This is a genomic window from Altericroceibacterium spongiae (assembly GCF_003610805.1).
Lineage (GTDB): Bacteria > Pseudomonadota > Alphaproteobacteria > Sphingomonadales > Sphingomonadaceae > Altericroceibacterium > Altericroceibacterium spongiae.
Genome location: NZ_RAPF01000002.1, coordinates 342,648 through 368,640, shown reverse-complemented (window position 1 = coordinate 368,640; position 25,993 = coordinate 342,648). Strand labels below are relative to the sequence as shown.

Annotated in this window: 32 protein-coding genes and 1 tRNA gene; 8 read left to right on the top strand and 25 right to left on the bottom strand. The window is 59.9% G+C overall.

Annotated elements, in window-relative coordinates; all coding sequences use genetic code 11:
• Positions 1–19 precede the first annotated feature (19 nt).
• The 9 genes from D6851_RS05210 to D6851_RS05165 form a co-directional block, all read right to left on the bottom strand.
• Complete coding sequence (locus D6851_RS05210; protein WP_120323814.1) at positions 20–1,750, bottom strand: relaxase/mobilization nuclease domain-containing protein; 1,731 nt, start codon at positions 1,748–1,750, stop codon at positions 20–22.
• Between the two features lie 304 nt (positions 1,751–2,054).
• Positions 2,055–2,909: a lytic transglycosylase domain-containing protein gene (locus D6851_RS05205; RefSeq protein WP_120323813.1), complete on the bottom strand. Its 855-nt coding sequence runs from the start codon at positions 2,907–2,909 to the stop codon at positions 2,055–2,057.
• A 3-nt stretch (positions 2,910–2,912) separates the two neighbouring features.
• Positions 2,913–3,245, bottom strand: a complete 333-nt coding sequence (locus tag D6851_RS05200; RefSeq protein WP_120323812.1) for a DUF736 domain-containing protein — start codon at positions 3,243–3,245, stop codon at positions 2,913–2,915.
• Positions 3,226–3,804, bottom strand: a complete 579-nt coding sequence (locus D6851_RS05195; RefSeq protein ID WP_120323811.1) for a S26 family signal peptidase — start codon at positions 3,802–3,804, stop codon at positions 3,226–3,228. The genes D6851_RS05200 and D6851_RS05195 overlap by 20 nt, the downstream gene beginning before the upstream one ends.
• A complete protein-coding gene (locus D6851_RS05190; RefSeq protein ID WP_120323810.1) occupies positions 3,801–4,322 on the bottom strand; it encodes a DUF2840 domain-containing protein in 522 nt (173 codons plus the stop codon). The genes D6851_RS05195 and D6851_RS05190 overlap by 4 nt, the downstream gene beginning before the upstream one ends.
• A gap of 256 nt (positions 4,323–4,578) precedes the next feature.
• The gene (locus tag D6851_RS05180) at positions 4,579–5,472 is read right to left on the bottom strand and encodes a replication initiator protein A (RefSeq protein ID WP_120323809.1); all 894 of its coding nucleotides are present in this window, start codon (positions 5,470–5,472) and stop codon (positions 4,579–4,581) included.
• A gap of 7 nt (positions 5,473–5,479) precedes the next feature.
• Positions 5,480–5,746, bottom strand: coding sequence for a helix-turn-helix transcriptional regulator (locus D6851_RS05175; protein WP_021227839.1), 267 nt, complete (start codon positions 5,744–5,746; stop codon positions 5,480–5,482).
• Between the two features lie 118 nt (positions 5,747–5,864).
• Positions 5,865–6,644: a DUF2285 domain-containing protein gene (locus D6851_RS05170; RefSeq protein WP_120323808.1), complete on the bottom strand. Its 780-nt coding sequence runs from the start codon at positions 6,642–6,644 to the stop codon at positions 5,865–5,867.
• Positions 6,645–6,801: 157 nt separating this feature from the next.
• A complete protein-coding gene (locus D6851_RS05165) occupies positions 6,802–7,056 on the bottom strand; it encodes a DUF2285 domain-containing protein (RefSeq protein WP_120323807.1) in 255 nt (84 codons plus the stop codon).
• 271 nt (positions 7,057–7,327) lie between these two features.
• Between D6851_RS05165 and D6851_RS05160 the strand changes: the two genes are divergently transcribed.
• Complete coding sequence (locus D6851_RS05160; RefSeq protein ID WP_120323806.1) at positions 7,328–7,546, top strand: helix-turn-helix domain-containing protein; 219 nt, start codon at positions 7,328–7,330, stop codon at positions 7,544–7,546.
• A gap of 185 nt (positions 7,547–7,731) precedes the next feature.
• On the opposite strand, the gene D6851_RS05155 is transcribed toward D6851_RS05160, so the two are convergent.
• The 5 genes from D6851_RS05155 to D6851_RS05130 form a co-directional block, all read right to left on the bottom strand.
• Positions 7,732–8,577 carry a DUF932 domain-containing protein gene (locus D6851_RS05155; protein WP_120323805.1) on the bottom strand — a complete coding sequence of 282 codons (846 nt, stop codon included), beginning with the start codon at positions 8,575–8,577 and terminating at the stop codon, positions 7,732–7,734.
• A gap of 255 nt (positions 8,578–8,832) precedes the next feature.
• Positions 8,833–9,099, bottom strand: coding sequence for a DUF7662 domain-containing protein (locus tag D6851_RS05145; protein ID WP_120323803.1), 267 nt, complete (start codon positions 9,097–9,099; stop codon positions 8,833–8,835).
• A gap of 18 nt (positions 9,100–9,117) precedes the next feature.
• On the bottom strand, positions 9,118–9,561 hold the full coding sequence (locus tag D6851_RS05140) for a hypothetical protein (RefSeq protein WP_120323802.1): 444 nt from the start codon (positions 9,559–9,561) through the stop codon (positions 9,118–9,120).
• Positions 9,562–9,713: 152 nt separating this feature from the next.
• The gene (locus D6851_RS05135; RefSeq protein ID WP_120323801.1) at positions 9,714–10,013 is read right to left on the bottom strand and encodes a DUF736 domain-containing protein; all 300 of its coding nucleotides are present in this window, start codon (positions 10,011–10,013) and stop codon (positions 9,714–9,716) included.
• Positions 10,014–10,388: 375 nt separating this feature from the next.
• The gene (locus D6851_RS05130) at positions 10,389–11,033 is read right to left on the bottom strand and encodes a cation efflux transmembrane domain-containing protein (RefSeq protein ID WP_120323970.1); all 645 of its coding nucleotides are present in this window, start codon (positions 11,031–11,033) and stop codon (positions 10,389–10,391) included.
• A gap of 68 nt (positions 11,034–11,101) precedes the next feature.
• On the opposite strand from D6851_RS05130, the gene D6851_RS05125 reads away from it, so the two are divergent.
• Both D6851_RS05125 and D6851_RS05120 read left to right on the top strand, forming a co-directional pair.
• A complete protein-coding gene (locus D6851_RS05125; protein WP_120323800.1) occupies positions 11,102–11,518 on the top strand; it encodes a MerR family transcriptional regulator in 417 nt (138 codons plus the stop codon).
• Positions 11,515–11,844, top strand: coding sequence for a YnfA family protein (locus D6851_RS05120; RefSeq protein WP_120323799.1), 330 nt, complete (start codon positions 11,515–11,517; stop codon positions 11,842–11,844). The genes D6851_RS05125 and D6851_RS05120 overlap by 4 nt, the downstream gene beginning before the upstream one ends.
• A 137-nt stretch (positions 11,845–11,981) precedes the next feature.
• Here D6851_RS05120 and D6851_RS05115 read toward each other — a convergent pair whose 3' ends face one another.
• Positions 11,982–14,000: a ParB/RepB/Spo0J family partition protein gene (locus tag D6851_RS05115; RefSeq protein WP_120323798.1), complete on the bottom strand. Its 2,019-nt coding sequence runs from the start codon at positions 13,998–14,000 to the stop codon at positions 11,982–11,984.
• A 537-nt stretch (positions 14,001–14,537) separates the two neighbouring features.
• Positions 14,538–14,612 (bottom strand) — tRNA-Gly (locus tag D6851_RS05110).
• A gap of 181 nt (positions 14,613–14,793) precedes the next feature.
• Here D6851_RS05110 and D6851_RS05105 point away from each other — a divergent pair.
• Together D6851_RS05105 and D6851_RS05100 are read left to right on the top strand one after the other, a co-directional pair.
• The gene (locus D6851_RS05105; protein ID WP_120323797.1) at positions 14,794–15,717 is read left to right on the top strand and encodes a tetratricopeptide repeat protein; all 924 of its coding nucleotides are present in this window, start codon (positions 14,794–14,796) and stop codon (positions 15,715–15,717) included.
• Entirely contained in the window at positions 15,717–16,331 is a 615-nt protein-coding gene (locus D6851_RS05100) for an LON peptidase substrate-binding domain-containing protein (protein ID WP_120323796.1), read from the top strand. The genes D6851_RS05105 and D6851_RS05100 overlap by 1 nt, the downstream gene beginning before the upstream one ends.
• A 9-nt stretch (positions 16,332–16,340) precedes the next feature.
• Here D6851_RS05100 and D6851_RS05095 read toward each other — a convergent pair whose 3' ends face one another.
• The 6 genes from D6851_RS05095 to argB all read right to left on the bottom strand — a co-directional run bounded on the left by D6851_RS05095 (position 16,341) and on the right by argB (position 20,350).
• Positions 16,341–16,964, bottom strand: a complete 624-nt coding sequence (locus D6851_RS05095; RefSeq protein ID WP_120323795.1) for a MarC family protein — start codon at positions 16,962–16,964, stop codon at positions 16,341–16,343.
• A 6-nt stretch (positions 16,965–16,970) separates the two neighbouring features.
• Positions 16,971–17,666, bottom strand: coding sequence for a hypothetical protein (locus D6851_RS05090; protein ID WP_120323794.1), 696 nt, complete (start codon positions 17,664–17,666; stop codon positions 16,971–16,973).
• Positions 17,663–18,559, bottom strand: a complete 897-nt coding sequence (gene folD / locus D6851_RS05085; protein ID WP_120323793.1) for a bifunctional methylenetetrahydrofolate dehydrogenase/methenyltetrahydrofolate cyclohydrolase FolD — start codon at positions 18,557–18,559, stop codon at positions 17,663–17,665. Before folD ends, D6851_RS05090 begins: the two co-directional genes overlap by 4 nt.
• Positions 18,556–18,852, bottom strand: coding sequence for a YggT family protein (locus D6851_RS05080; protein ID WP_120323792.1), 297 nt, complete (start codon positions 18,850–18,852; stop codon positions 18,556–18,558). The genes folD and D6851_RS05080 overlap by 4 nt, the downstream gene beginning before the upstream one ends.
• Positions 18,853–18,923: 71 nt before the next feature.
• Complete coding sequence (locus D6851_RS05075; protein ID WP_120323791.1) at positions 18,924–19,451, bottom strand: hypothetical protein; 528 nt, start codon at positions 19,449–19,451, stop codon at positions 18,924–18,926.
• Positions 19,451–20,350 (bottom strand): acetylglutamate kinase, encoded by a 900-nt coding sequence (argB, locus tag D6851_RS05070; RefSeq protein ID WP_120323790.1) that lies wholly within the window; start codon positions 20,348–20,350, stop codon positions 19,451–19,453. The genes D6851_RS05075 and argB overlap by 1 nt, the downstream gene beginning before the upstream one ends.
• 212 nt (positions 20,351–20,562) lie before the next feature.
• Between argB and D6851_RS05065 the strand changes: the two genes are divergently transcribed.
• On the top strand, positions 20,563–21,003 hold the full coding sequence (locus tag D6851_RS05065; protein WP_120323789.1) for a nuclear transport factor 2 family protein: 441 nt from the start codon (positions 20,563–20,565) through the stop codon (positions 21,001–21,003).
• 39 nt (positions 21,004–21,042) lie between these two features.
• Here the strand turns inward: D6851_RS05065 and D6851_RS05060 are convergent, their stop codons facing one another.
• On the bottom strand, positions 21,043–21,285 hold the full coding sequence (locus D6851_RS05060) for a hypothetical protein (protein ID WP_120323788.1): 243 nt from the start codon (positions 21,283–21,285) through the stop codon (positions 21,043–21,045).
• A gap of 454 nt (positions 21,286–21,739) precedes the next feature.
• Positions 21,740–22,798: a ribonucleotide-diphosphate reductase subunit beta gene (locus D6851_RS05055; protein ID WP_120323787.1), complete on the bottom strand. Its 1,059-nt coding sequence runs from the start codon at positions 22,796–22,798 to the stop codon at positions 21,740–21,742.
• 221 nt (positions 22,799–23,019) lie between these two features.
• Between D6851_RS05055 and D6851_RS05050 the strand changes: the two genes are divergently transcribed.
• Both D6851_RS05050 and D6851_RS05045 read left to right on the top strand, forming a co-directional pair.
• Entirely contained in the window at positions 23,020–23,238 is a 219-nt protein-coding gene (locus D6851_RS05050) for a hypothetical protein (protein ID WP_120323786.1), read from the top strand.
• A 211-nt stretch (positions 23,239–23,449) separates the two neighbouring features.
• Positions 23,450–23,674, top strand: a complete 225-nt coding sequence (locus D6851_RS05045; RefSeq protein ID WP_120323785.1) for a DUF2171 domain-containing protein — start codon at positions 23,450–23,452, stop codon at positions 23,672–23,674.
• A gap of 108 nt (positions 23,675–23,782) precedes the next feature.
• Here the strand turns inward: D6851_RS05045 and paoC are convergent, their stop codons facing one another.
• Positions 23,783–25,990 (bottom strand): aldehyde oxidoreductase molybdenum-binding subunit PaoC, encoded by a 2,208-nt coding sequence (paoC, locus tag D6851_RS05040; protein WP_120323784.1) that lies wholly within the window; start codon positions 25,988–25,990, stop codon positions 23,783–23,785.
• Positions 25,991–25,993 lie beyond the last annotated feature (3 nt).

Here is a 25,993-nt window from a genome sequence, read left to right as displayed (position 1 = left end):
TTCAATCTCCTTGAAAGCATCACAGCCCGAGCCCCCGACCTCGGCCGAGCGACCAGTCCACACCGCCGTCACCGCGCATGACGCCGGAGATGTGCTTGCCGATCTGCCGGTCCAGCGAGGGGGTCCACGGGACAAGCTGGAAACTCAGGCCGTCATCGATCATGGCGAAGCGGCCCGAGGCGAGCGTGAGGCGCTGGCGCACAGTGCCGGCGACATATTCGCCGGCCTTGGACGGCGTGTGCGGCAATCCGATCTTGGTCGACAGATCCTTGGCCGCCGTGTCCAGTTCGCGGCGCTTGAGCCTGTCGAGCAGGCCGCGTGCAAAAATGATTCGCTGACCTTGCCGCCGCGCCAGGCCGATGTCGGCGAGGTGCTCGGCGCGCGCTTCCATTGCCCCACGCACTTCGGTCCCGAAGCCGCCGCCGAGATCGCGGCCTTCGCCCGACAGGTTGCGGCGGTCGAGCCAGGTGGCTCCCGGCGCGTGAACCTGTCCCGACAGGTCCAGGTCCGAACGCACGGCGAGCGCCACCCGCTGGCGGCCCTTACGGTCCTCGAAGCGGCGCAGCTCGACGATCGCGCCGGGCTTACAATCGCCGGTCGCCTCGATGTCGGGAAACTGGACATGGTGGGTGCGTCCGTCGATCCCGTCGACGATCGCGTAAGCGCGGCCGGTCAGCTCGTCATGGAGCCCGCGGTCGACCAGCTTGCCGATGAGGGGCTGGGCGGGATCGGGTTGGAGCACATAGCTGGCGGCGCCCCGGTCAACGCCGCGGTCGCTCATCGCCTTGTGCATCCGCTTGATGATGTCGCCGCGCTCGCCCAGCTCGCGCAGCGCGGCCTGCGCATTGTCCGCAAGCGTCCACTGGCCCGGCGCGATCTCGCTGGCGAGGCCGAGCCCCTCCAGCTTGCGCAGCCGTCCAATCTTCAACACATGGTCGCCGTCCGGGCGCATGCCGGCCTCGGGCGCCATGTCGATCACCCCATCGCGCTGCATCGTGCGTGACAGGTCGCGGTCGATCTCGGTCCAGCGTTCGGCGTCGACCTGGCGCTCCAGCGAGGCGCGGATGTCGAGGTCGTTGCGCAGCCCCAGCTCGCGGGTGACGATCTCGCGCGCGGTGGCGCGCATTCCCTCGCCGATATAGTCGCGCGAGATAACGAGGTTCTGGCCGTCTTCGGCGACGCCGCGCACGATGACATGGACATGGGGGTTGTCGGTGTTCCAGTGCTCGACGGCTCGCCAGTCGAGGCGGGTGCCGAGATCCTTTTCCATTCGCGTCATCAGCTCGCGGGTGAAGCCCTTGAGGTCGCCCATGTCGGGCGCATCCTCGGGCGAGACGATGAAGCGGAAGTGGTGCCGGTCATCCTCACAGCGCGCGGCGAATGCGTTGCGATCGAGTCCCTCGGCATCGGCGCCGAACAGCACGCCCTTCTCGCCGTCGCGGGTGACGCCATCGCGTTGCAGATAGTTGAGGTGCGCCGCGAGCGAGGCGCGGCCGCCGTGGCGGACCACCCGCGCCTTGACGACGACCTGGCGTGATCGGTGGCCGAGCCGGTGCGTGGCGCGCAGGCTGGCGACGCGGCCGCGTCCGAAGGTCGAGCGGCCCGGCGCGATGATCCGGCCGCGTCGCGAGACATGGCCGCCGGCGCGCTGCGCGGCGACAAGCGCCTGCGCGATGATCGGCCGTGTACGCTGACTTCCACGCGAGCGGATGCGCCCGGGCCGGACGCGGAAATCCTCGTCGCCGCTCATGCCGTGACGCTCCGCACAGTGCGAAAAACCACGGTGAGGACTGACGTTCTGCAAGCCACACACAGTGCGAGATTTCCGCACACATTGCGCAGCAATGCCCAAAAGCCTTGAGAATCAAGGCCACGACCGGGGCGCAGGGGCTTCGCACATTGCCGCCCTTTATCTTGCCCTCGACCCTTCCCCTGCAAAAGCTGAAGCCTTCTCCCTTCCGGCGCTGCGAGAAGCTGCGACTGGCAACGCCAGGGCGCGTGAATGCCGTTGCCGACAGCAAATGGGCGGCCGAAACGCTGACGATCACGCGCGATCATCGTGTGATTTCGTCGGAAAGCGGGACGAACAAACTGGCTTGGCGAGGCGCGACAGGCTCTGCGGCGGCGGCTGATGGAAAGGCCGGCGTACCTTTCGAAGGTGCGGTGGCGGCAGTAGAAGACCCACCCGCGCGCGTCGGAAACAGCGCTGCACGTCGCCAGGCGAAGGGGTCGGGCGGCTGCGCGACTGCGAGCCGGGTGTCGTCCGAACCACCGGTGATCGACGCCAACTTCGCGATATAGGCGCGCGTGGCTACAGGTAGCGGACGACCGCGCGAAAGATATTCGTCGGTGCGGCCAGGGCCGGCGTTGTAGGCGGCCAACATGGCAGTCACATCGCCATAGCGGTCGTACATCTCGCGCAGATAGGCCGCGCCTGCCAGGATGTTGTCGCGCGCGTCGAACGGGTCGGAACCGAGTCGATAACGTGTGCGCAGGCTGGTCCAGGTGGTGGGCATGATCTGCATCAGCCCCATCGCTCCGACCGGAGAGACGGCGCGGAGATCGCCATTGCTCTCCGCGCGCATCACGGCCCATATCCAGCGCTCGGGGATGTTGAAGCGCTGCGCCGCCTCGGCGATGGGTGCGCTTGCGATGGTTTCCCCAGTCCCTGCTTTCTGCGCCAGCGCCGCGCCCGGCGAGCCCAGCAGCAGGATCGCCAGAGCGACAAGCGGGCCGACTCCACTCCGCCGCCAGCCTGCCAATGTGCTCGCTCCGGTAAAGGGTGCGCGCGAAGCGCCGGCCGGTGGCCGCCCTTGACCTTCGCTGCGCGCACCGGCCGGCCTGCGACCGAGCGAGACGAAGGGATGAGGCGCCTTTTCCGCGAACAAAGGGATGATCGGGTCAGGCACTGATCAGCTCCGGTCCCCGCTGGATCGCGGATGGCGCCACGACAGCCGGAATGTCTGCGCCTCGGCATCCGCACGGAACAGCTTGGGCTTGAGCCAACGCGGAAAGAGCGGACTTTCGATCTCCAGCGCGATGTAATCACCGGCCCGTTCGCTGGTACGTTTGCGGGCAAAACCGACGATCGGACCGTCTGCGTCGTCGAGATGGATGCGGTAATCGGCCGCGTCCTCGGCGTCGCTCGGTTCGGCTGGAACGAGCATGATCGCTTCGTCGATCGCGAACAGCCGGATGCGGCCGGCATAGCCGTTGTCGGTCGGCTCAAAGATGTTCACTGGCATGGTCAGTCTCCTTCGGGCTTGACGGGTGAAGGCGTTGCGGAGGGGCGCTGAGGTGCAGCGGCAGGGCGCGTCCGATGACGGCTGACGCCGGCAGCGGGCCGAAGTAGCGGCCGTCCAGACTGTCCGGGACCGCCGGATTGAGCAGCAGCAACTCGCCGGCTTGCAGCTTGTGACAGCCGTGCCAGACCGGCAGTGGGCGGCCTCGGCCATCGCGCGCACGAGCGATGACGACGGGACGCGCGTCGATGCTCACGACGGCACCGTGTCGGCAGATGCGTTGTCCGGCCTTGGCCGCGATGTGTTTGAGCAGTGGCAGTCCGGCGGGCAGATAGCCGCGCCCGGCGAGCCAGCCCGCGAGTCCGGCGGGCGGCATGGCAGCGACCAGTGCGCCCGTGGGCGGATCACGGTCGGGCTGGATGCGGTAGAGACCGATCGGCGCACTGGCGCTGGCGTTCCAGACGAGACGTGGCCACGGATGGACGATGGCGAGAGCAACGAATGAGACCGCGAAAGCAGACGCGGCGATGGCCGTGGCCACAGCGTAACGACGGCGGGTCATCCTTCGATCTCCCGGCGTTTGAGCCAAGCAGTATGGCGTTCGGCCGTGTAGAGCCGCGGCTGATGTCCGGCGGTGATGCGCTGGTGGACATGCCGCCAGTGATCGGGGGCGGCGTCGCACGGATCGACACCGGCAGCTTCCACTGCGTCGATCGCGGCTAACACCTGGCTCACCTTCGGCCAGCCTTCGATCTTGAGCAGGATATCGCCGCCCGGTCGCACGAAGGGCAGCGTCGTGTAGGGCTCGTTCGCTGCCACCGCGCGCACCACGTCGATACGCGAGACGATGGTGCCGAAGTCGTTGGACGCCCAGCGGACGAAGGCGAAGACCGCGCCCGGCCGGAAACCGACTACGCGCGTGCGGCGCGTCAGGATACGATCCTCCGCGACGCGACCGAAGCGTATCCAGTGCTCCAGTTTTTTCTCGATCCAAGTCAGCTCGACATGGGTGAGCCCGTCGCGGGCGAACGCGCGGAACGCGCCGCCCGGGCGGCCAACCAGGGGCCGGTCGTCGGTCATCTTTTGTCTCCGGGGATAAGCGTCGCGATGGGCGCTGCGCGATGGCGGCGGGCGGGCCGCTGGCCGAACCGCGCCGTGTCTTCCACAGCCGCGCGCGCCGTTAGCAAGAATCCGAAGGATTCTTTTCTATTAGGATAGTTAGAGAGGGGCTGGTTCCGCGCGGTTTTCTGCGGGTTTCCGGGGAAGAAGTGTTCCCGATAGTCCGTGTTTCGCGTTCCTGATCGTCCGACTCCGGGCGTTCCTGATAGTCCGTGTCTCATGGCCGGTTCTCCACAGGCTTGAGACCGACGCGGCGCATGGCGGCATCGAACGGATCGACCGGAACCGGCGTGAAATTCAGCCGGTCGCGGCCGAGCGCATGTTCAAGCGCGAGGACGTAACCGGGCAGTGGCTGGCGCGCGACGATAGCGCGAAGCTCGAACGCGAAGCGGCGGAGCGGCGAGAGCACGCCCGACTTGAGATGAAGGTGCGGAACGTCGAAGCTCCAGCCACCGGCCTGCCGTCCGCCGTGCTTGCGCACGATGCGGTAGAGCCAGCGTTCGAGACCACCCGTCAGGTCGAAATAGGAGCGATCGATCGTCAGAACGAGCGCGCGATCGAGCACGCCGGCATAGAACCAGTCGGGCAGGATCAGTTCGATGCCCAGCGCACGGCCGTTGCCGTCCGCCAGTTCGCGCCACTCGTTGATCCATGAGAAGCGATGGCGCCGGCGTTGGTGCTCCTGTCGGATCGAGGTGGCGACGGTGGTGGATTGGAGCCGGTCGAGCGCCGCCTTCAGTCGCTCATAGCTCGCCTTACCGGTCCCGCGCCGGGTGAATGCCAGTATCTCGTGGGGTGTCGTCACCATAAGGCGCGAGGTCGGCCGTCCAGCGTCCCGCGCGGAAACGAGCTGACTGGCGGCCCAGATGAGCACGTCGGCGTCCCATATCGTCGCCATGCCATGCTCCGGCACGGCCTCGACCGAAATCCATGTCGCGCCCATGCGAAAGTCGATCGGTGCCTGCCGTCTGGTCTTGGCCAGGCTGAAGAAAGGCCAGGACATCAGGTCCTGAGCATCGCGCGCAGCAAGATCGCCGGGGATCGAGCGGAACAGCTCAAGCTGCGCCCGCTCAGCGCTGGTCCGGCCGGAATGGGGACGTGCAGCCTGCATGAGCCTGTCAGCGCCGGACGCAATCGGTGGGCAGGCGCTTGGCGGGATGAACCACGCCGGTGCCGGTGTCGGAGGTCGAGCGACGGGTGCCCAGCGCCGCCCAGGCTTCAAGGTCGTCGATCGCATAGACGATGCGGCCGCCGAGCTTGCGAAACACCGGCCCGGTGCCGAAGCAGCGGTGTTTTTCCAGCGTCCGGGCCGACAGGCCAAGGTGGATCGCCGCGTCGGGCGTCTTGAGGTAGCGCGGCGTGGTCACGGCCACAGGTTCGGTCATGATGATCCTCCTGGTGATGGCCGGCACCCGCAAGGAAGGCCGGCGGTAAGGAGGCGATGATGGCGAAATGACCGCTTTCTGAAGAAGGGACATCGCCGGTGGGCGCGAAAACGTCCCCTCAGCCGCCACGCAGCAGGCGGACATAGCCGCCGTCGCGCAGCTCAACGGCTTCAGCGATCCAGCGGCGGACGCGCTTGCGCTCGCTGCTTTCAACCCAGTCTGCGGCGCTGTAGCGACGAACCTTCTGGTGTATCAGCGAGGCCGCCAGTTCCCGCTGCGTGGCGCCCGCCTGCAAGCCGTCGAGCACCTGCAGCAGCGTGAGCAGGTGCAGGCGCCGAAAAGGTGGCGGCCGCAATGTCGGCGGTCCCGCCACCATGCCGTTGAGGCGGCGGCAAAGCCGCTCGGCTGCGGCAAGACGTGCGAACGGATCGGCCTCAATGGGCAGCATCATTGCCAACGGGCCGTCCAGCGCGCCTGCGATCCAGATGTGCTCATCGCCATCGGAATCGGCGAGAATGACGTGCAGATATTTTCCGATCCGCATCCGCGCGCGGACGGCGCCGAGCTGCTTTTCGTCAATGATCTGTGTCGCGCCAGTGTCGGCTGGCGCCGGGGCCAGGACAATATTTGTCGGCGACAGGTCCGGTCGAGCGACCGCCAACTTCGGATCGAAGGCTGTCGACGGTTCTGCGTGGAAACTGATGCCCCAGCGGCGCACCAGCGCAGCGGTCGCGTCGTCAGCGGTGGTCGTCCCGCGCTTCACACGCCGTAGCGCGCGGGTGTAGTCGGCGCGGTAGGCCGGGTTGCGGCTGAGATAGCCGAGGGCGATGTCGGAATATGCAAGCGCATCGCTCCCGGCTTCGTCCGGGGGCGCGCGCCAGTCCCTCTCAGGCGGCATATGCCCCTCCCAAGCATGGCTCTCTGCGGAGCGCGACGAGGGATGTTGTTCGGGCTGGCAATCGCAGGGAAGTTCCGCTGCGCACTCAGGTACATAGCGGAATTAAGACAGCGGCAGAGGAGAATGCCGGCGCGTGGCGCGGATTCGATGGACCGGATCAGGACCGCAAATAGTGGCGATAACCACGCTCGCACATCCAGCGAGCGCGCGCGAGATGGCTATCATAGACGGTCTTCGCGCGGTCCGGGTCGGCGGCCGGGTCTAGGCCGAAGATGATGCGAACCGCCTCCTGCCAGTCGGCCTTTTCCTCAGCCGCATCGAGCAGCCGCCAATAGGTGTGATGGTGGCGTTCGTCGTAAGCCGTGACGCAGGGTGCGTCCGGGGCGTGATCTTCGAAGGCTGTTATTCCCATCGTTCGCCTCGTGCCTCGGCCCTGATCCAAACTCGTGCAGATTTACCGAACATACACCGGAATGGATCGACGCAATCCTCCCGCATTCGCTATCGCAACATGATGATTTGCGGATAACTCGGTCGCGCTTCTATCCTTCGGCCGGAGCGTCTCGCCGGTGATACATGCACAGAGTCGTGGTGGGCGAACCTGATGGGCACCAACGCAGCGAAGGTCGTTTACATACTATAGTTGATAAACTCAAAGTATGTAAATCACGATCCTGCAGCGCATGGATATGCGCAAATTGGTTGGCCGGAACTTCGCGCGTTTGCGCCGAGACAAGGGGCTGACCCAGGAAGAGGTGGAAGCGCGGTCCGGCTTCAGTCAGCAATATCTGAGCAGCCTTGAACGCGGCAAAAGGAATCCAACGGTCATCACGCTGTACGAATTAGCCCAGGCTCTTGGCGTAAGCCACGTCGAATTGGTGCAGCCCGACGATCAGGCCTGACCCGCTTTTATCAAATCCTTGTGAGCCATTCGGCACATTGAAACGCGAGCCGGGCGAACGCCCGGCGAGCCCGTACGCTTCGACCGGCGCGCGGGCCTTGGGCCGCGCGCCGGCAGCCGGCGGGGTCGGGAGCCTGCGCAGTCGGGGGAAGCCGTAGGGCCGGAACCGACCCTACGGCGTCGCGATCAGGCGGACTTGAGGCGCTGCATCCCTTCGGCCAGCGTCCAGAGCGCCCGGTTGAGCGTCACATTCTGGTCGATGCCGTTGATCGGACGCGAGCGGCTGCGACGAATGCGTCCTTCGGCATTGCGCTTGCGGCCCTGCAAGCCGCCCCGAATGACATTCTCCTGAATAACGTTGAACGTGGTCCAGAGGCTCGGGTCCATATCCTCGCGGCGGCGCGGCTCGATGATCTGTTCGGGCCGGATCGGGCTTTCGTCCTCGCCATAGCGGGCGACAAGGCTGACTTCGCCAAGCAAGCGGCGTTCGTCCTCGGAAAGCCGCACCTCCTTCATGTTTTCGCTGGCGTCGATCAGACGGGGGAAGTCCTCCGCCACCGTATAGACGCCCTCGATAATGTCATGCTGGATATTGCCCTTGTGCGGCACGCGGACTTCCTCGAACCGCTCGCCTGCGATCATGGAATTGGTGCAGACAAAACGCAGCATTCCGGCGAACATCTGATAGGCGCTGGTCCCGTCATGGCTGTTAACGATGATAACCTCGGCGGCTTCGGGCTTGCCGATGCCGTCATCCCGGCGCAGGCGCAGCATGTGCTTGGCATGGCCGTGACGGCTGCCATCGCGGGGGACCGACTGGACGGCAAAGAACGGAAACCATCCTTCCCGGCGCAGTCCCTCCACAATGTCGATGGTCGGGACATAGACATAGCGCTGCGAACGGCTGTCATGCGCCTCGTTGGCGAAGATTGACGGGACGTGGCGATAGAGCGCCTCATTATCGAGCGGCTCGCGTCCGCTGATCTGATGGGCATTGCGGCCGAACCGGGTGGCGAGATGGTGGATGCTCATGGCTTTTCCTTCCTTGGCTTGGGTTTCCGCGCAGCGGTACTGCCGCGCTGAAACCCTGCCCGTCGGCGAGACTGGGGTAGCAACGGACAAGGGCGACCGGGCCGGAGGGGGATCACCCGGCCTGCACGCAATGAAATGGAGGAAGGCCGGGGATACCGGCCAGAACGGCGAAGCTTCCCTTGACCGGCGCGAGGGCAAGGCCCTTAGCCATCACGGCGCGGCGTCAGCCGCGCCGACAGAGATCATCCCATGCTCTCAGAGCGGGGGCTGTTTCTTGAAATAGACTTTTTCGGCCTTCGGTTCGGCGATCGCCTCGAACCCGGCATCGAGCCAGGCATGACGATGCGACGCGTGGGCATCGGCGCACCCGTTCGCGCACCACCATTCTGGCTCGGTTGCTCCGCGCGGCAGCAGTCCGCCGATAATGTCCTCGATATGCCCGAAGCGCAGTTCGACGCCTTCTGCGTCGTTGCGCCGCCGCCAGCGTCTCAGGAAAGTGCCGAGTGCATCATATTTGCCCATCCCGTCGTCCCCGCCCTCTCAGTTCATAACAGGCGGGACGGATTGCTTGGGCATAGCGCGGCTATGGATATCGCCGGTATCACGAACCAGGGCGAGGCCCATCATGATCCGTGTCGAGCAGATGGCGCAATCGAGGGCCGATGCCGCGCCTTCGGCGCAGTCGATGCAGGTTCGGCGCGGTTTCGATCCATCGATCAGGCCGAGCAGCAGATGCTCGTCACCCGAAAGCGCCGCGTCTTCACCGATAGCGACCGCACGCCCAAGTGCATCTTCGCACAGGTGCATCAGGCTATCGAACACGGGAACAAGCATCTCGCAATTATGGGACGCCAGGATCTTGTAGAGACAGGGCTGAACCGATTGACCTGTATCGCGCGCATTGCGCCAGCACCGTGCCGCCTCGACCAGCAATGACCGATGCGCGGCATCGTCGAGGTTTGGCGGCAAGAAGTGGCGGGTCATCGATCTGTCCTTTCTGCGCTTTCCCCTCATGCCGCTTATTGCGATTCATTCGCAAATATTAGCTGGCTATGACGGCAACCGCAAGACGAAAGCCGGTCGATCTATCCGATGACCGATGCGCCCCGCCCGAAGGGACGGGGCGCCGTTGGCCGTCAGCGCGACCAGATGAGGGCGTATTCGCCGGCGGTGTCGGTTTCGGACAGCGTCGCATAGACCGGAGCCGGGAAGCTCGGATCGTCCAGCTTGACCGAGATATAGTCGCGGCCTTCGCGACTGGTCTTCTTCCAGGCCGCACCGATGTCGAGATCGCCCGTGCTGACGCGGAAGTCGGGAGATTTCTCACCGTCCTTGTCGACGGGGCGGAGAATTGCCTGGGTGTTGAGGGTGAGCGTCCTGATGGTGCCGCGCAGTTCGCCTTTGTCGTTGGCGTTAAAGGTGCCGAAGGTGGCCATGTCGTAAGTCCTTTCGTGTTGCTCGGACCGCGCCCGTCGCGGCCTCGATGGCGGCTCAAAGGACCGGAGCGATCGACGCCGCATCCCAAAGGGACCGCAGCGAAGCGGAGGATGGCGGCAAGCCGCTTTTTTGTTTCGCGATGCAAAGCCGACAGGCGGCGGAAAAAAGCGGCGCACCCGTCATTGCGGCATAGCCGATCGGGCGAAGCTGTCTCCGGTCAGACCAGCCATGAGAGAGGCCGTCTGGGTGTGGTTCTGACGGCAGGGAACAGAGATTGCAGGTGTGCGATCGGAATCGCTACGCCACAGGTGCAGGTGTTTGGGCACCTGTCGAACAGAACGCTCTCCATACCACACAAGGGCAGATTGAGCGCCTCAGGTGGCCGCGCGTGCCCTACTTCCGGAAAGTCCCCGCAATTCGGACCGCGCCTGCCGGACGATCTGCCATCCGCCACTGACACCAAGACTGGCGAGGATCATGGCAACGGCGATATCGGGCCAGGCGGTACCCGTGCCGAACACGCCGAGCGCGGCGGCGACCACGGCCACATTTCCGATCGCGTCATTGCGCGAGCAGATCCACACGGACCTGCGATTGGCATCGCCGTCTCGGTGGCGCCATAGCATGACAGCGCAGGCGCAATTGGCGATGAGCGCCAGCACGCCGATAATGCCCATCGTCTCCGCCTGGGGGAGTGTGCCGGCGAGCGCCATCCACATGGTATTACCGAGAATCCACAGGCCGAGCAGGAGCAACGAGGCGCCCTTGAGCCATGCAGCCCGCGCACGCCATTGCAGTGCCATACCGGCAACGCCCAGACTGATCGCATAGTTGGCGGTATCACCCAGGAAATCGAGCGCGTCGGCCTTGAGCGAGGCCGAATGCGCGGCGACCCCGCCCATCATCTCGACGCCGAACATGCCGGCATTGATGGCCAGCACGATCCACAGCACTCGCCGCCATGCCTTGTCCGTGGTCGGTGCGGTCGTTTCGCAACCGCCGCAACATCCGCCTGCCATATCAGTCACCTCGATTATTGCGATGCGACCGCCTATATGCACCCTGTAGCAACTACAGGGTCAAGGGCATGGCGTTCACGATCGGCGAATTGGGCAAGGCGACGGGGACCAAGGTCGAGACGATCCGCTATTATGAGCGGATAGGATTGCTCGCGAAGCCCGAACGAACCTCGGGGAATTACCGCTCCTATGGGGAAGCAGAACTGGGCCGGCTCTCATTCATTCGCCGGGCACGCGATCTCGGCTTTCCGCTCGATCGGGTGCGGGCGCTGCTGTCACTGTCGGATGATCGGACACGCGACTGCGCCATGGTCGATGCCTTGGCCCGTGACCACCTTGCCGAGGTTGAGCGCAAGATCGCCGATCTGACTGCGCTTCGAAGCGAGCTGTCCGCATTGCTCGACTCCTGCGAGGGCGGCAGGGTCGGGGATTGCCGGATTATCGAGGCGCTCGCACCGCCTGCCACTTCAGGAGAGACCCTGTGAGCCTCACACCGTTCGCCTATCTCGGCGCAGCCTTGGCCGAGATCGCAGGTTGCTTCTCCTTCTGGGCTTGGCTGCGGCTCGGCAAGTCACCTTTTTGGCTTCTTCCCGGCATGGTCTCGCTCGCCTTGTTCGCGTGGCTGCTGACGTTGGTCGACAGCGATGCGGCGGGACGAACCTATGCTGCCTATGGCGGCGTCTATATTGCTGCCTCTCTGGGCTGGCTATGGGCGATTGAAGGGCTGCGCCCCGATCGATGGGATATTACCGGTGCCTCCATCTGTCTCGTTGGGGCGGCCATTATCCTACTTGGTCCCCGTTCTATTTGAGCCGGTAAACCGGGTCAATTCTTAGCGGCGTTGATCCTACGCATAACAAGACGGCCGCGCCCCATCGGCGCGGCCGCATTTTTTCAGCAGGTGACGAATGAAAGCCGGGACCGCTCGCGCGGTCCCGGCTCATGCCGCTATTCGGCGGCGACGGCGTAGAAGTCTTCGTCGTCCTCGGCTTGCGCTTCGAGAGCGTGGGCCTCTGATGGCCGTTCAGCTTCCGCCTCCGGCGTCCGCAGAATCGCAGGCAACCATCCCGTCCCGGCCAGAAGCTGCTCGGCGGACTGCGCCATGTCCGCCTTCTTCATGTCCGCGATCCGACGTGCGGCATCCTCCGACACACCTTCGGTCACGGCCTCGACGATATGCGCCTTGGTGACACGGCCAAGATAGCTGTCCACGGTAGGCGTCCAGTCCTTCGCCATGTCGAGCGACAACGCGCTTGCCAGCCTGTCGGCGGTTTGCAGCGAGCGGGGCTTGCGATCCCATGGCAGACGCAGCGCATTGACGGTGCAGGCCACGCAATGCGCCAGCAGCGCCATCCGGTCCTCATCGTTCAGAGCGACGACGAATGCCCACAGGTCCGCCACATCACACGGCATGCGTTCGGCCCATGCCTCATGCGCCGCGTTTGCCTTGGCTGCCAGCGGCGTATCCTCGATCCCGTCCGCATGACTGCCAAGCGGGGTCACGGTCGGACGAACCTCAAGGCAACCGGCCTCGGCATAGCTGTGGAACAGTTGCGAGGTCAGCGTGTGGGTAAGCGCGATCAGCGCCATGTCGGGCCGCTCGCCAAGCGCCACGCGCAAGGCCAGCGTGCGATGGGCAGACAGGTCGCGGGTCAAGGCGTCGGAAATCGGCTTGCCGACTTCCTCGTCCTCGATGTCCTGCTCGTCCTCACCTCCTTCCTCGATCTGCTCATCCTCGACCGTCTCCGGAGCGATGGCTGCATCTTCGGGCTGCGGATCGGCCAGCGCCTCCTCGGCACGAACGAAACCGCGCTCGATCCTGACCGTGCCGTCATGATTGAGCACCACGAACACGCCGCCATGCGCGATCACATTGGCATCATAAGCATGCCGCTTGTCGGAAATCGCGTCGATCTCCGCATCCAGCGCTTCGACCGTCGCCGCCACGCCCTCGGGCATTTCGTCATAGGAATCGAAGCCTTCGACAAGCTGGTCATATTCGGCAGATGCCGCTTCCAACCGCTTCTCGTCCTCATCGGACAGGGCAACGGGTTCGGGATAGAAGCGCCGCATGCCGTGGGCATGGGGATAGTCGATATGCGCCTCGGCCCATTTCCAGCCCTCGGCCTGCACTTCGGCGGCAACCTCGCGCAGCTTCTCGATGGCAAGCATGTCGAGCAAACCCGCATCCTCGAAATAGCCTCCGCCTTCATCGGCAAACAGGTCGCGGATGATCGCGCCGCCCGCTTCCTCATAGGCTGCTTCGCCCACGAAGATCGCGCGGCGATCATGGCCGGGAACATTGGCGGCGGTCAGATCGCGCCGGATGATCCACGGCTCGCGGTTGTGATGCAGGCTCTCGAACACCTGTTCCTGCCGGTCGTGGTCCTCCGTAATGGCAAAGGCCATCAACTGGTCCAGCGTCAGCCCGTCCTCACGATAGACCTGCAACAGCTTGGGAGAGACAGCACCAAGGCGAAGCCGCTGCTTCACGACATGGGCGGACACGCCGAACCGCGCGCCGATTTCCTGCGCGCCCCAACCCTTGGTTTCGGAAAGCTCGCGGAACCGCTCGAACTGGTCGGCGGGGTGCATAGGTGTCCGGGTCACGTTCTCATCCAGACTGATCTCGGACGGATCGTTTTCGGTATCGAGCCAGCAGCGCACCGGATCGGACTTCTTCGTCTTCCTCCGCTTGGCGCACAGCAGCATCGCCTGTCTGCGGCCTTCACCAGCGGTAACGAAATAGAAGCCTGTCGGCGTCCCGTCCTCCTTCACTTCGGGTTCCACCACAAGGTTCTGGATTAGACCCTTATGCGCGATGGATGCGGCCAGCGCCTCAATGGCGCTTGTCCCATGCGGCACCTTGCGCGCATTGCGCGGGGACTTCTTGAGCTTATTCAGCGGCACGAAAATCTCGACGCCCGACACAGGCTCGGCAGCGGTGGTTTCGGTAACAGCGTTCATCACACTTCTCCTTCAACACACACTCACCCCGGAATGGGGTGGGCGGCGAAGGAGCGACCGGCAGGCCCGCCGGCAGAGCCGGGGCGCATCCGTAAGGACCGAAACGCAGAGAAGGTAAGCGCGGCCACGCGCGTTGCGCCCCGGCGCGGCGGGCCTAAAGGGAAGCGTCGCCCACCCCATCGACGGAGAGAGTCACAAACAGGCGCGATCGGGACGGCGAATGCCCTGGCTCGATCTCCGCAACTACGGAAAGACACAAATCCGTGGACACGGATTTACGGATCGGCGTGAATGCGCCGCACCCGCGTCAGGGATTGAAGCCGGATGGCGGAGACGGGCAACGCCTGGCTCCGGTGCAAACCGAAAGCCCGGCCCAAAGGGCGACGCCGTCGCAATCTTCGCTATTCGACGCCAGAACCAACCCGATTTTGCCGATTTTCTGGAGACAATGTGGAGACAACAGCCTTCGCAGCGGGCTTTGTCTCCAGCGAAAGAGCGTGCGCCGTAGCACTAATTCGCTGGTTTTCTTTGAAAAACTGGAGCGGGCGAAGGGATTCGAACCCTCGACCCCAACCTTGGCAAGGTTGTGCTCTACCCCTGAGCTACGCCCGCTCACTGGCGTTTCCGGGAGCATATCCCGGTGGGGTGGACGGGCCTCTAGCAACGGCTTGTGAGTCCGACAAGAGGAAAATTGCATTCGCAGCACATTTTCTTTCCGCCCTTCACAAATGCGCTAAAAAGCCCACATTGGCGCCACGGATTCTTACGCAACAGGAGCATCACCTTGGCGAGCATGGGCCTCAGCATCGACGAACAAAAGGCTGTCGAGCGGTTTCGCAAGGAGGTTGTCGAACCTTCGCAGACAAAACTGGTCATTCTCGACTTCTGGGCAGAATGGTGCGGCCCATGTAAAGCTCTGGCACCAACGCTGGAAAAGGTCGCTGCAGATTATGCCGATAAGGGCGTGATACTGGCAAAACTGAATGTTGATGAAGAACAGTTCATCGCTTCACAGTTTCAGGTTCGCTCTATCCCAACCGTTTATGCTCTGTTCCAGGGGCAACCAGTGGCCGATCTGACACAAGCGCGCACGGAAGCGCAATTGAAGCAAATGATCGACCAGATTCTCGAAAAGCTGCCTGTTCAGACGGGGGCCGCCGATCAGCAGGGCAATGACGGACAGCAGGCGCCCGATCTCGATCAACTCGTTGCCATGGGTGAAAAGCTGATGGCTGATGGTGATCCCGAACGCGCTGCGGCTGCTTTCACACAGATTGCCCAGATGGCTCCAGACAATCCTTCCGTGCATTCCGGGCTGGTTCGCGCTCTGCTCGCCGCCGGGCATAAAGACGAAGCCCAGGCCACTTTTGACGCCCTGTCTGACGAATTGAAAGCGGATCCGGTCGTTGCTCAGGCAGGCAGCGCTCTGGAGCTGGCTGAAAGCGACGTTGACGATAGTGAATTACAGGCTTTGCGCGCCGCGGCCGCCGAAAAGCCCGCCGACATGCAAGCTCAATTCGATTTTGCTCAGGCTGCTTTTGCTGCCGGTGATCGCGATGACGCCGCCGACACATTGCTGCGTATGGTGCAAAGCGACCCCGAATGGGACGAAGGCGCCGCCAAAGCCAAGTTACTGCAGATATTCGAAGCGGTCGGACTGGAAGACCCCTGGGTGTCGGAAAAGCGCCGCAAGCTCTCTCTGATCCTTTTCGGATAATGAATACTGCACGGCTTTCAATCTTTCCGCTAAGCGGAGTGGTTATGTTTCCGGGGCTACAATTGCCTCTGCATATCTTCGAGCCGCGCTATCGCGCTCTTGTCGGCGATGCACTGGCCCGGGATCGTAAGATTGCCATGATCCAGCCCCGTGCACCGGGGGAACGTGCCGAGCTGTTCTCTATCGGTTGTATCGGGCGGATCGACGATGTCGAAGCGCTGGAAGACGGACGCTATAATATCGTTCTCGAAGGGGTCACGCGCTTCCGCTTGATCCGCGAGCTTACCGTCAGCACAGCATTCCGACAGGTTGAAGGCGAGCTGATCGAAGAACCTGCTGACGAAGCGCTCAGTTCTATCGAACGGGCAAGCATCGAAAGGGAAGCGCAGAATTTTGCCGAGCGTCAGGGATACAGCGTCGACTGGGAATCGGTTTCCCAGCTCGATGATGTAGCTCTGGTCAATGGCATCAGCCAGATCGCGCCTTTCGACGCAGCCGCCAAACAGGCATTGCTGGAAGCTCCCGACCTGCGCTCGCGCTGCGAATTGCTGGTTCAGCTGATGCAGTTTTTTGCGCGCGGAAATCCCGATGAAGGACGCGCAACTTTACAATAACCGCCCGCTTCACAGCATGAAAGAACCGCGCACACCATCAATAACATATTGGGAAGCAAGCGCCGCCAGCAGCACGCCTAAAAGACGTGTAATCACCGCTTCAACCTGATCGCCGAAAAGTCGCATCAAAGGCGTGGCAGCAAGCAAAGCCAGCAATGTCAGAACCAGCACAGAAATCAAAGCAGCGAGCACAACCGCCATGTGTGACAAGGTGGGCGCCTTGCTCATCAGCAACATGATGGAAGCAATAGCCCCCGGCCCGGCCAGCATCGGCATGGCCATGGGGAAGACGGACACGTCCTCGATCTCAGGGGTTGCCATAACCCTTTCTGCCCGTTCTTCACGCCTTTGCGTGCGCTTTTCGAACACCATTTCCAACGCGATCACGAACAGCATAATGCCGCCGGCAATGCGGAAAGCATCAAGTTCAATATGCAACGCATTCAATAATGGCTGCCCGAAAAAAGCGAAGCCCAGTAAAATAATTCCGGCAATCAGCGTGGCCCGAATAGCCATTGAACGCCGGTGGCTGCCTGGGGCATTGGCTGTCAATCCGGCATAGATAGGGGCACATCCGGGTGGATCGATAATCACAAAAAGTGTGACAAATGCAGAAAGGAACAGTTCAAGCATGCAGCGTCACCTCGTGCTTGCCAGCGTCAGGACATTTCTAGGCTGACCATCCCGTTTGGCCATAACCCGCAAAACCGTGCCTTCCGCCTGCGGCGCGTAGTGATAGGACAGGCTGCGATCTGCCGATAACCCTCCCCCTTCAGATTGGCTTTCCTGAGATATTGTGGCCTCCCGATTCCTTTCAGCCTGAACGGCAGATCGATCCGGCGCATCGCAATCAGCAACCTTCGCGGCGATAAATTCGGGTGCTGCAGGGGCTTGCCCGTCGAGCCGTTCCATATGGAATACCCATTCATAATCCCCACGGTTGCGGCGATGCCAGACAGTCGCATATTGGCCCTCGGCTCCACCACCGGCCTTGGCGATCGCTCCATAGGTAACGGACAAAGAGCCGTCGCAACTCGACCATACTTTTTGCGGTACCCACTGATCGACCTGAGACAGATTGTTTTCTGTCGGGAAAGCGCCTTCAACGGATACCAGCCCTTTGGTGCCGACCATAATGGCACCGGATGCGGCATATTTCTTATAAGCCTTCCTTTGCCCTTCTTCCCGCGCGAGGCGGGCAAAGGCCAGATCCTGTGCCAGAACATCGCTGGGATGAGCCACCCGTTCGAGTGCCCCTCTGCCATTGCGCGGACCGCCCGCACAGGCGCTCAGCGCAAAGCCGAGCGCCAGGAAGGCAACTCCGCGACGGATCACAATGCTCCTTTGTCCAGAGTAAGGTTTTCACGCCGATAAGCCGAAACCATTGTATTGCGAAGCAGCACAGCAATGGTCATCGGGCCAACACCACCCGGCACGGGCGTAATGGCACCTGCCACTTCGCTGGCACCGGTATAGTCTACATCCCCGACCAGCCGTGTCTTGCCTTCTTCAGCCGCCGGAACACGATTTATACCCACATCGATCACTGTCGCACCCGGCTTGATCCAGTCACCCTTGACCATTTCCGAACGACCGACAGCGGCCACCACAATATCGGCCCGCCTGACAACCTCAGGCAAATCCTTCGTACGGCTATGGGCGATTGTCACCGTTGCATTGGCAGCAGTCAGCAACTGGGCCATTGGTTTGCCAACAATGTTGGATCGTCCAATCACAACAGCATTAAGACCGGAGAGATCCTCACCCAGCCTGTCCTGCAACAGCATCAGACAGCCAAGCGGCGTGCAGGGGACGAATCCATCCTGCCCGACCGCCAGACGGCCAGCATTGATAATATGAAAACCATCGACATCCTTGTCAGGGTCAATGGTCGCAATAACGTTTTGTTCGTCAAGATGATCGGGCAATGGAAGCTGTACCAGAATGCCATCGACATTTGGATCACTGTTGAGCTTTTCGACAAGGTTAAGAAGCTCTTCTTCACTGGCAGTGTCATCCAGCCGATGCTCATAAGAGTTCATGCCGGCAGCGATAGTCGCCTTACCCTTGCTGCGAACATAAACCTGGCTTGCCGGATCTTCGCCTACCAAAACCACGGCAAGACCCGCTTTGCGGCCAACTGCCTTTTCAAATTCAGCAGCGAAGCCGCCTACTTTTTCCCGCAGATTTGCGGCAAATGCCTTCCCGTCAATGACGTCAGCACTCATGCGATACTCCCGTAAGCCAAGTTTTGCAGAATAATATTCAGGATGTTCAGGCCGATTATCAGAATCAGAGGCGAGAAATCGATCGCGCCAGTGTCCGGCATGATCCGGCGGATCGGCCTTAACATAGGATCAAGCAGCGCATTCACCGCTCGCCAGATCGCCACAACGAAATCGTTGCGTGTATTGACGACGTTGAACGAAATCAGCAGGCTGAGAACGAACTGAACGATCACCAGAATGATGATAATGTTAATCAGGTAGCTGATAATCTGAGAGAGCGTGAGCAATAACACTGCTATGGCCTTTCCTTAGTCCAGCGGTGAACTAACCGACACGGGGTGGTGTATCAACAGCGCAATACAGATCATTGATCGAAGTGAAGATCGCGCACTCGCCAGGCGAGCTGTTCTTCACTAGCACCGGGAACGTCATTGACACGGCTGAGCGTAATGATGCCTTTACGATTCACGCTTCCCTCATCGGCTGTCAATGTTACCGGCACCTGATAATACAGTGTTCCGGCAGCACCCTCTTCTTCCCCTTCGCCATAATCGAGCTCCATATCGGGATAGTCACCCAACTGTTCTGTCAGCGTGGCTCCGGTCATTTCCGCTTCCGATCGCCAGGCAAGTGCCGCATCGGCCAGACGATGCGCATCAATTGCAGCTTTGACATAGGCCAGAACTCGGCGGGGATTATCGCGCTCCTGCAGCGCATCACTAGACAGAATATCGGTATCACCACTATCGTTTACCTCGTTCTTCACCGAGGCCGGTGCCGGTACAGACCCGGAGGGAGCGCTTTCCTGTTCTTCCGGGGGTGCCGACGACTCGTCGGATCCACAGGCCGAAAAAGCCAGCAGGAGCAGAGGGGCGAGATATAAATGTCGCATCAGCCAGCCTTCACCAAAGTCCCCGCCCCACGCGAGGTAAAGAATTCGAGCAACATGGCATGCGGAACGCGGCCATCCAGCACGACTGCTGCATCACAGCCCGCTTCGACAGCCGAGACGCAGGTTTCCAGTTTAGGAATCATCCCGCCGCTAATAGTCCCGTCCTGCTTCAAAGCCGCAATATCCGCAGGTGTCAGATCGGTGAGCAATTGTTTCTGTTTATCGAGCACACCGGGCACATCGGTTAGCAGGAAAAGCCTTGCCGCACCGAGCGCTGCAGCAATGGCGCCAGCCATAGTGTCGGCATTAATATTGTAAGTATGGCCATCTTCACCGGCCCCGATCGGTGCCACGATTGGAATCATCCCGGCATTGACGGCGGTATTGAGTATGGTCGTATCAACATGCGCTGGCTCACCAACGAAACCTAGATCCACCGCTTGTTCAATATTGCTATCCGGATCACGCGTGGTGCGCTGCACCTTGGTGGCCGTGACCAACCCGCCATCCTTGCCCGAAATACCAAGCGCTTTGCCACCTGCACCCATAATCCAGCCGACCAGTTCCTTATTGATCGCACCGGAAAGAACCATTTCGGCCACCTCAGCCGTCGCTTTATCCGTAACACGAAGACCATCAACGAACCGGCTTTCCACACCCAGTTTCTTGAGCATGGCGCCAATTTGGGGCCCTCCACCATGAACCACCACAGGATTGATGCCGACTGCTTTCAACAAGACGATATCTTCTGCGAAATCCTTGGCTGCTTCCGGATCGCCCATGGCATGACCACCATACTTCACGACAAAAGTGCGGCCAGCATATCGCTGAAAATAGGGTAATGCCTCGATCAGTGTCTCCGCCTTGGTCAGCATTGCCCTGTTCTCGCCTATGCTCATCAACTAGTCACTCCGTTACACGTCAGGATCGCGTGCCTTATCGGCTTTTTTGGTGCAAATGCAAAATATCGAAATGTGACAACTCCGCTCTTTCAAGCGCCCTTTGCGGTCAATCAGATTCAAATCACAATAATTGATTTTCCTGTCGAACAATTGCACAGATGATGTATTAAGCTACATAAATTGACGAGAGCCTTTCGGGAATTCTGTAAATGAAGAATTTTGCGGCTAAGCTTCAGGCCGCTTACGAGGCATGGGGTGAAAGTGGCGGGCGCACACCGGACCGTTTTATGGCTCTGGTTACGCCAGAAATCGAATTACATTCGGTTGTGGACACCAGCTTACCTCATGTATCAACGGCGGGGCCCTATTATGGGAAGGCTGGCATTTTCCATTACTTCGCCAAGATGGCAGAAAAGTGGGAAATGATCGAAATGCACACACGTAATATCATCGTAGGGCAAAGCAGTGTGGTATGGTACGGCCACTCTAGCTGGCGCAACCTCCAGACATTGCGCAGATATGAAAGCCCCAAAATCCAGATTTGGAATGTCGAAAAAGACAGGGGGCTGGCGTCCAGCGTTTTCATGATGCTGGACACCTACAGCTTTGCCGATGCTATGGGAATGTTACCTTCGCCTGAAAACAGTTGACCCGCTTCAGCTGATCCCCATCTTTCAGCGCCAGATCGCTTACTGTGCCTGCGTTTCCTCAGCAGGTGCTGCGCTATTTTCCGTTGTCGGCGCAACGCTCTCCTGCATGGGCGTTTCGTCGGTTGCAACAGCCGCATTATCCGGCGTCACTTCTTCCACTTGCGAGGTTGGATTAGCAAGCCACACGATCACCAGAATACCGAGCAAGACAATCAATGCGAGCCACAACCATTTTGCATTGGATTTCGAATCCGGCGTATCTTCCTTGATCGGTTCTTCCATGAAAATCTCCTGTTGCGAAACAAGACCCAATCAATCTACGCAACCTGCAGATTACCGTTCCGAAATTCTTTTAAAAATCGGAGGGCAGATTGGCGCTTCAAGCCATAATACACGCTTAAACGTGTAGCTGATGGCCTGGTTATTTTCACCTTATCGCCAAAAAACGCCAGCCGATCGCACAGTCTGGAAACTATAGAGACCACGTCCCTTAACAGAGGTGATTGCGTATCTTGCTGCATCCGGGCCCAATTGCAGCAACCTGCAAACTGCCGATCACGGTAAAGGCTGGCAGATGTTGCGCAATCACTGGATCGGGGTGTGTATTATGCCCGACGCCCCAGGAACGAGCCGGCTCCTCCCTCCCGGTTCGGCCCTCCCCAGATTAGAAGGCGGTGGCTGACGAGCCGCCGCCTTCTTTTCAAACCCTCTTCCAAAAAAGGATTAGAGCACCTTGCTATTCGGCTGCAACGCCGTCCTTATCGCCGAACAGGCCCGGCCCCAGATCTTCACTGTTGTCTTCTTCGTCATTCGCTTTGAGCTTACGGCGAGAATCGAAGCTTGCCCACACGTCGTTCCAGTTACCGCGCGTAGCAGCCTTGGAATATTCGGTGGCACGCGTTTCGAAGAAATTGGCATGTTCAACACCATTCAGCAGCGGCGTCAGCCAGGGCAGAGGGTGATCTTCAATCAGGAACATGGGTTCCAGTCCAAGCTGGTTCAGGCGCCAGTCCGCGATATAGCGAATATAGCGCTTGATATCTTTCGCCGTCATGCCGGGTACGGGCCCCATTTCAAATGCGAGATCGATAAAAGCATCTTCCAGCCGCACCGTAGTGTGACACTGGTCATAGATATCTTCTTTTACCGATTTGCTCAGACAGTCCCGTTCCTTGGTGAAAGCGTGGAACAGATGGGTTATGCCTTCGCAGTGAAGTGACTCGTCGCGGACCGACCAGCTGACGATCTGGCCCATGCCCTTCATTTTATTATAGCGAGGGAAATTCATCAGCATGGCGAAGCTGGCGAAAAGCTGCACACCTTCTGTGAAGCCGCCAAACATGGCGAGCGTACGTGCGATATCCTCGTCAGAATCTACACCGAACTGCTGCAGATAATCGTGCTTATCCTTTAATTCGGCATATTCGAGGAAAGCACCATATTCGCTTTCCGGCATGCCGATCGTATCGAGCAAATGGCTGTAGGCCGCAATATGGATTGTTTCCATATTGGAAAAGGCCGTCAGCATCATCTTCACTTCAGTCGGCTTGAACACCCGGCCATACTTCTCGTGATAGCAATCCTGCACCTCAACGTCGGCCTGTGTAAAAAAGCGGAAGATTTGGGTCAGCAGGTTGCGTTCATGATCAGCCAGGTTTTGTGCCCAGTCGCGGCAATCTTCGCCAAGCGGCACTTCTTCGGGAAGCCAGTGTACCTGCTGCTGCTTCTTCCAATATTCATAGGCCCACGGATATTCGAAGGGTTTGTAGGTCTTGCGGGCTTCGAGCAACGACATGTTGTGTCTCCGTGGATAGGTTACACCACCCATATAGACACAGATCAGTGCCAATGGGAATCGGGTGCAGGCAACAATAGGGGATAAATTTTGGTCTCTCCCCCTCTTGAGAAACAGCAAAGTGGCATCTTCACACGATTCCCACTTCCCGGAACGGGATCTGCTTTCAACGCATTATTCAATCACAGTACTTCACTGCAGTTCAAGCGAAAGGATGGCGGATGAATCAGCAAGGCCAGAGCAGCAAACCGAATAAGGGATGCCTCGCAAGCAGCGATCAATATCGTGTTAATCAACCCGCGATGGATCATTCCGATGACGCGGACGCCGATGCGATAGAGGAAGAAGAAGCGTCTGATCGCAAGGATGTGATTGGGCATGAACCTTTACCGGAAACAAAGAACCGGAAAGAAAAATCCAACAAGAATTCCGAAGATTAACTTTCACATCATCCCAAACGCGGAGCCCTGCCGATCAACAATAATATTCTACAGCAGAAATATCTATTTCACACCAAATAGAAGCCTTCGATCAGAACCATCTTATCAATGAAGGATCCGCGACCTGTTTATAAGCTGCGATAAAATTCGGAACGACATGACCACCCGTCCCGTTGGTTCAATATAAGCAACGGATAAAAAAGAGGTTTTTATGTTTGAGAAGATTCGCATCAAAGAACATATGGAAGTTGCCGACGCTAATGGTCAGCATATTGGAACGGTTGACGAAGTTATGGATGATGACCGTATCAAGCTTACCCGCAGTGACAGTGATGACAACATGCACCACTTCCTGCCGCTCGACGCCGTAGAGAAGATCGATGACAACCGCATCTATCTGAAAGCCGGAACCAAAATTCCTCTCGGCGTGAACTGATATAATGTTCAGTCAGACTAAAGCCCCCAACTCTATGGAGAGTTCGGGGCTTTTTATATATCCGAGGACTGTAACAAGGCCGGAGAAAATTTCCCCGGCCTGAAATGTTCAAGCAACCTCAGGCAGCCGATCAAGATATTTGTCGAGAGTCAGCGGATAATCGCGCACTCGAATACCTGTTGCATTATAGATTGCATTAGCAATCGCCGCACCAACACCACACAAGCCCAGCTCGCCCACGCCTTTCGCTTTCATCGGGGTCGATGCACTGTCGACTTCATCAAGGAAAATAACTTCCTGATGAGGAATATCGGCGTGAACGGGTACCTCATAACTTGCCAGATCGTGATTGATGAACAGACCGAAACGCGTGTCCACCGCCAGTTCCTCTGTCAGAGCGGCACCCGCGCCCATAGTCATTGCACCGATCACCTGACTGCGGGCCGATTTCGGGTTGAGAATCCGCCCCGCATCGCAAACGGCCAGCATCCGGTCGATCCGGGTCACGCCGGTAAAACGATTGACAGACACCTGTACAAAGTGACCGGCAAAAGTGGACTGGAGATATTTGTCGCCAAAATCCCCGTATTCGATCGCATCTTCTGCTACCAGCTCGCCATCTTCAGCAGCGCCCTGCAAAGCAAAAGACTGTTTGCCCTGCCTGACCTGCCCATCAGTGAAATCCGCTTCCGCTGGATCGAGCCCGAATTTTTGCGCCACCTGTTCACGCAATTTGACACAGGCAGCATAGGTGCCAGCCGTGGAATTAGCTGCTCCCCACTGACCACCAGACCCGGCTGAAGCCGGATAATCGGAATCACCCAGCTCTACTTTTACTCTGTCGAGTGGAAGGCCCATCATTTCAGCTGCAGTCTGCGCGATGATTGTATAGCTGCCCGTTCCAATATCGGTCATGTCTGTTTCAACCGTCACAACGCCATCCGGACCCAGCCGGACACGGGCGCCCGATTTCATCAGCATGTTATTGCGGAAGCCACCAGCCATGCCCATGCCGACCAGCCAGTCTCCCTCGACTTGCGATGCCGGCTCCGTATGACGTTTATCCCAGCCGAATTCCCTGGCGCCTCGACGCAGACATTCGATCATATGCCTTTCGGAATATTCGCGATCAGGTTTCATAGGATCGACCTGCGTATCGTTAAGGATACGGAAATCAACCGGATCCATGCCCAGTTTTTCAGCCATTTCGTCCATGGCTACTTCCAGTGCCATCAACCCCGGCGCCTCGCCGGGAGCCCGCATCGCATTGCCTTCCGGCAGATTGAGCACCGCCAGACGCATGGCCGTAAGCCGGTTTTCCGCAGCATAGAAGCTCTCGGTCTGGTTGACTGCCGTCTCCGGTGAGCCGCCCGGCAAATCGCCGGAGATGCTCTCATGACCGATAGCGAGCAATCGGCCATCCCGGTCCGCACCCAGCCGGATATGCTGAATAGTGGCAGGCCGATGGGTGGTGTTATTGGCCACCAGCGGACGCTGGAATGTCACCTTGACGGGTCGTCCCACTTTCTTAGCTGCCAAAGCCGCGACAATAGCATCAGCACGAACAAATAATTTCGCCCCGAAGCCTCCGCCCAGAAAGGGCGAATCCAGCCTGATATTTTCAGCCGGCATTTGTAGCGATTTGGCCAGAGCGGCTTTGGACCAGGCAATCATCTGGTTGGACGTCCAAAGGGTGACTGTATCGCCTTCCCAATGCGCCAGCGTTGTATGCGGCTCCATCATCGCATGGGTTTCGTCGGGTGTGCTATAATGAGCATCCAGCTGCACTGGGGATGCCGCATAAGCTCCTTCGAAGTCCCCATAACGGTTTTCACCCGTATCATCTTCTCCATTTGTGTAGAGCGGTGCAGAAGGTGCGGCGGCGGCCAGGTCGAATTGGCCTTCTGTACGGTTATAGTCCACACGGATCAGATGCGCTGCCGCCCGGGCCTGTTCGAAAGTCTCAGCCACGACAAGAGCAATTGCCTGATGGTAATGCTGAATTTCATCTCCACCGAACAAATTGGCAGTATTGTAATCGCTGAGTGGCACCGGCTCATAGTCGAGAGTGGATATGACATCCACCACTCCGGATGCCCTCCGGGCATCATCAAGTGCCATGTCGGTGATGCGCCCGCAGGCAATACCCGAGCCAAGAATATAGCCGTAAAGCTGCCCCGGCACGGCCTCATGCCGTTCATAAGCATATTTGGCCCGACCGGTAACTTTAAGCGGCCCGTCAATCCGATCCTGCGCCCGTCCCACTACTTTCAATCGGTCGATCGGATTGCTGTCTGCACGTTGGTCAAATTTCATGGA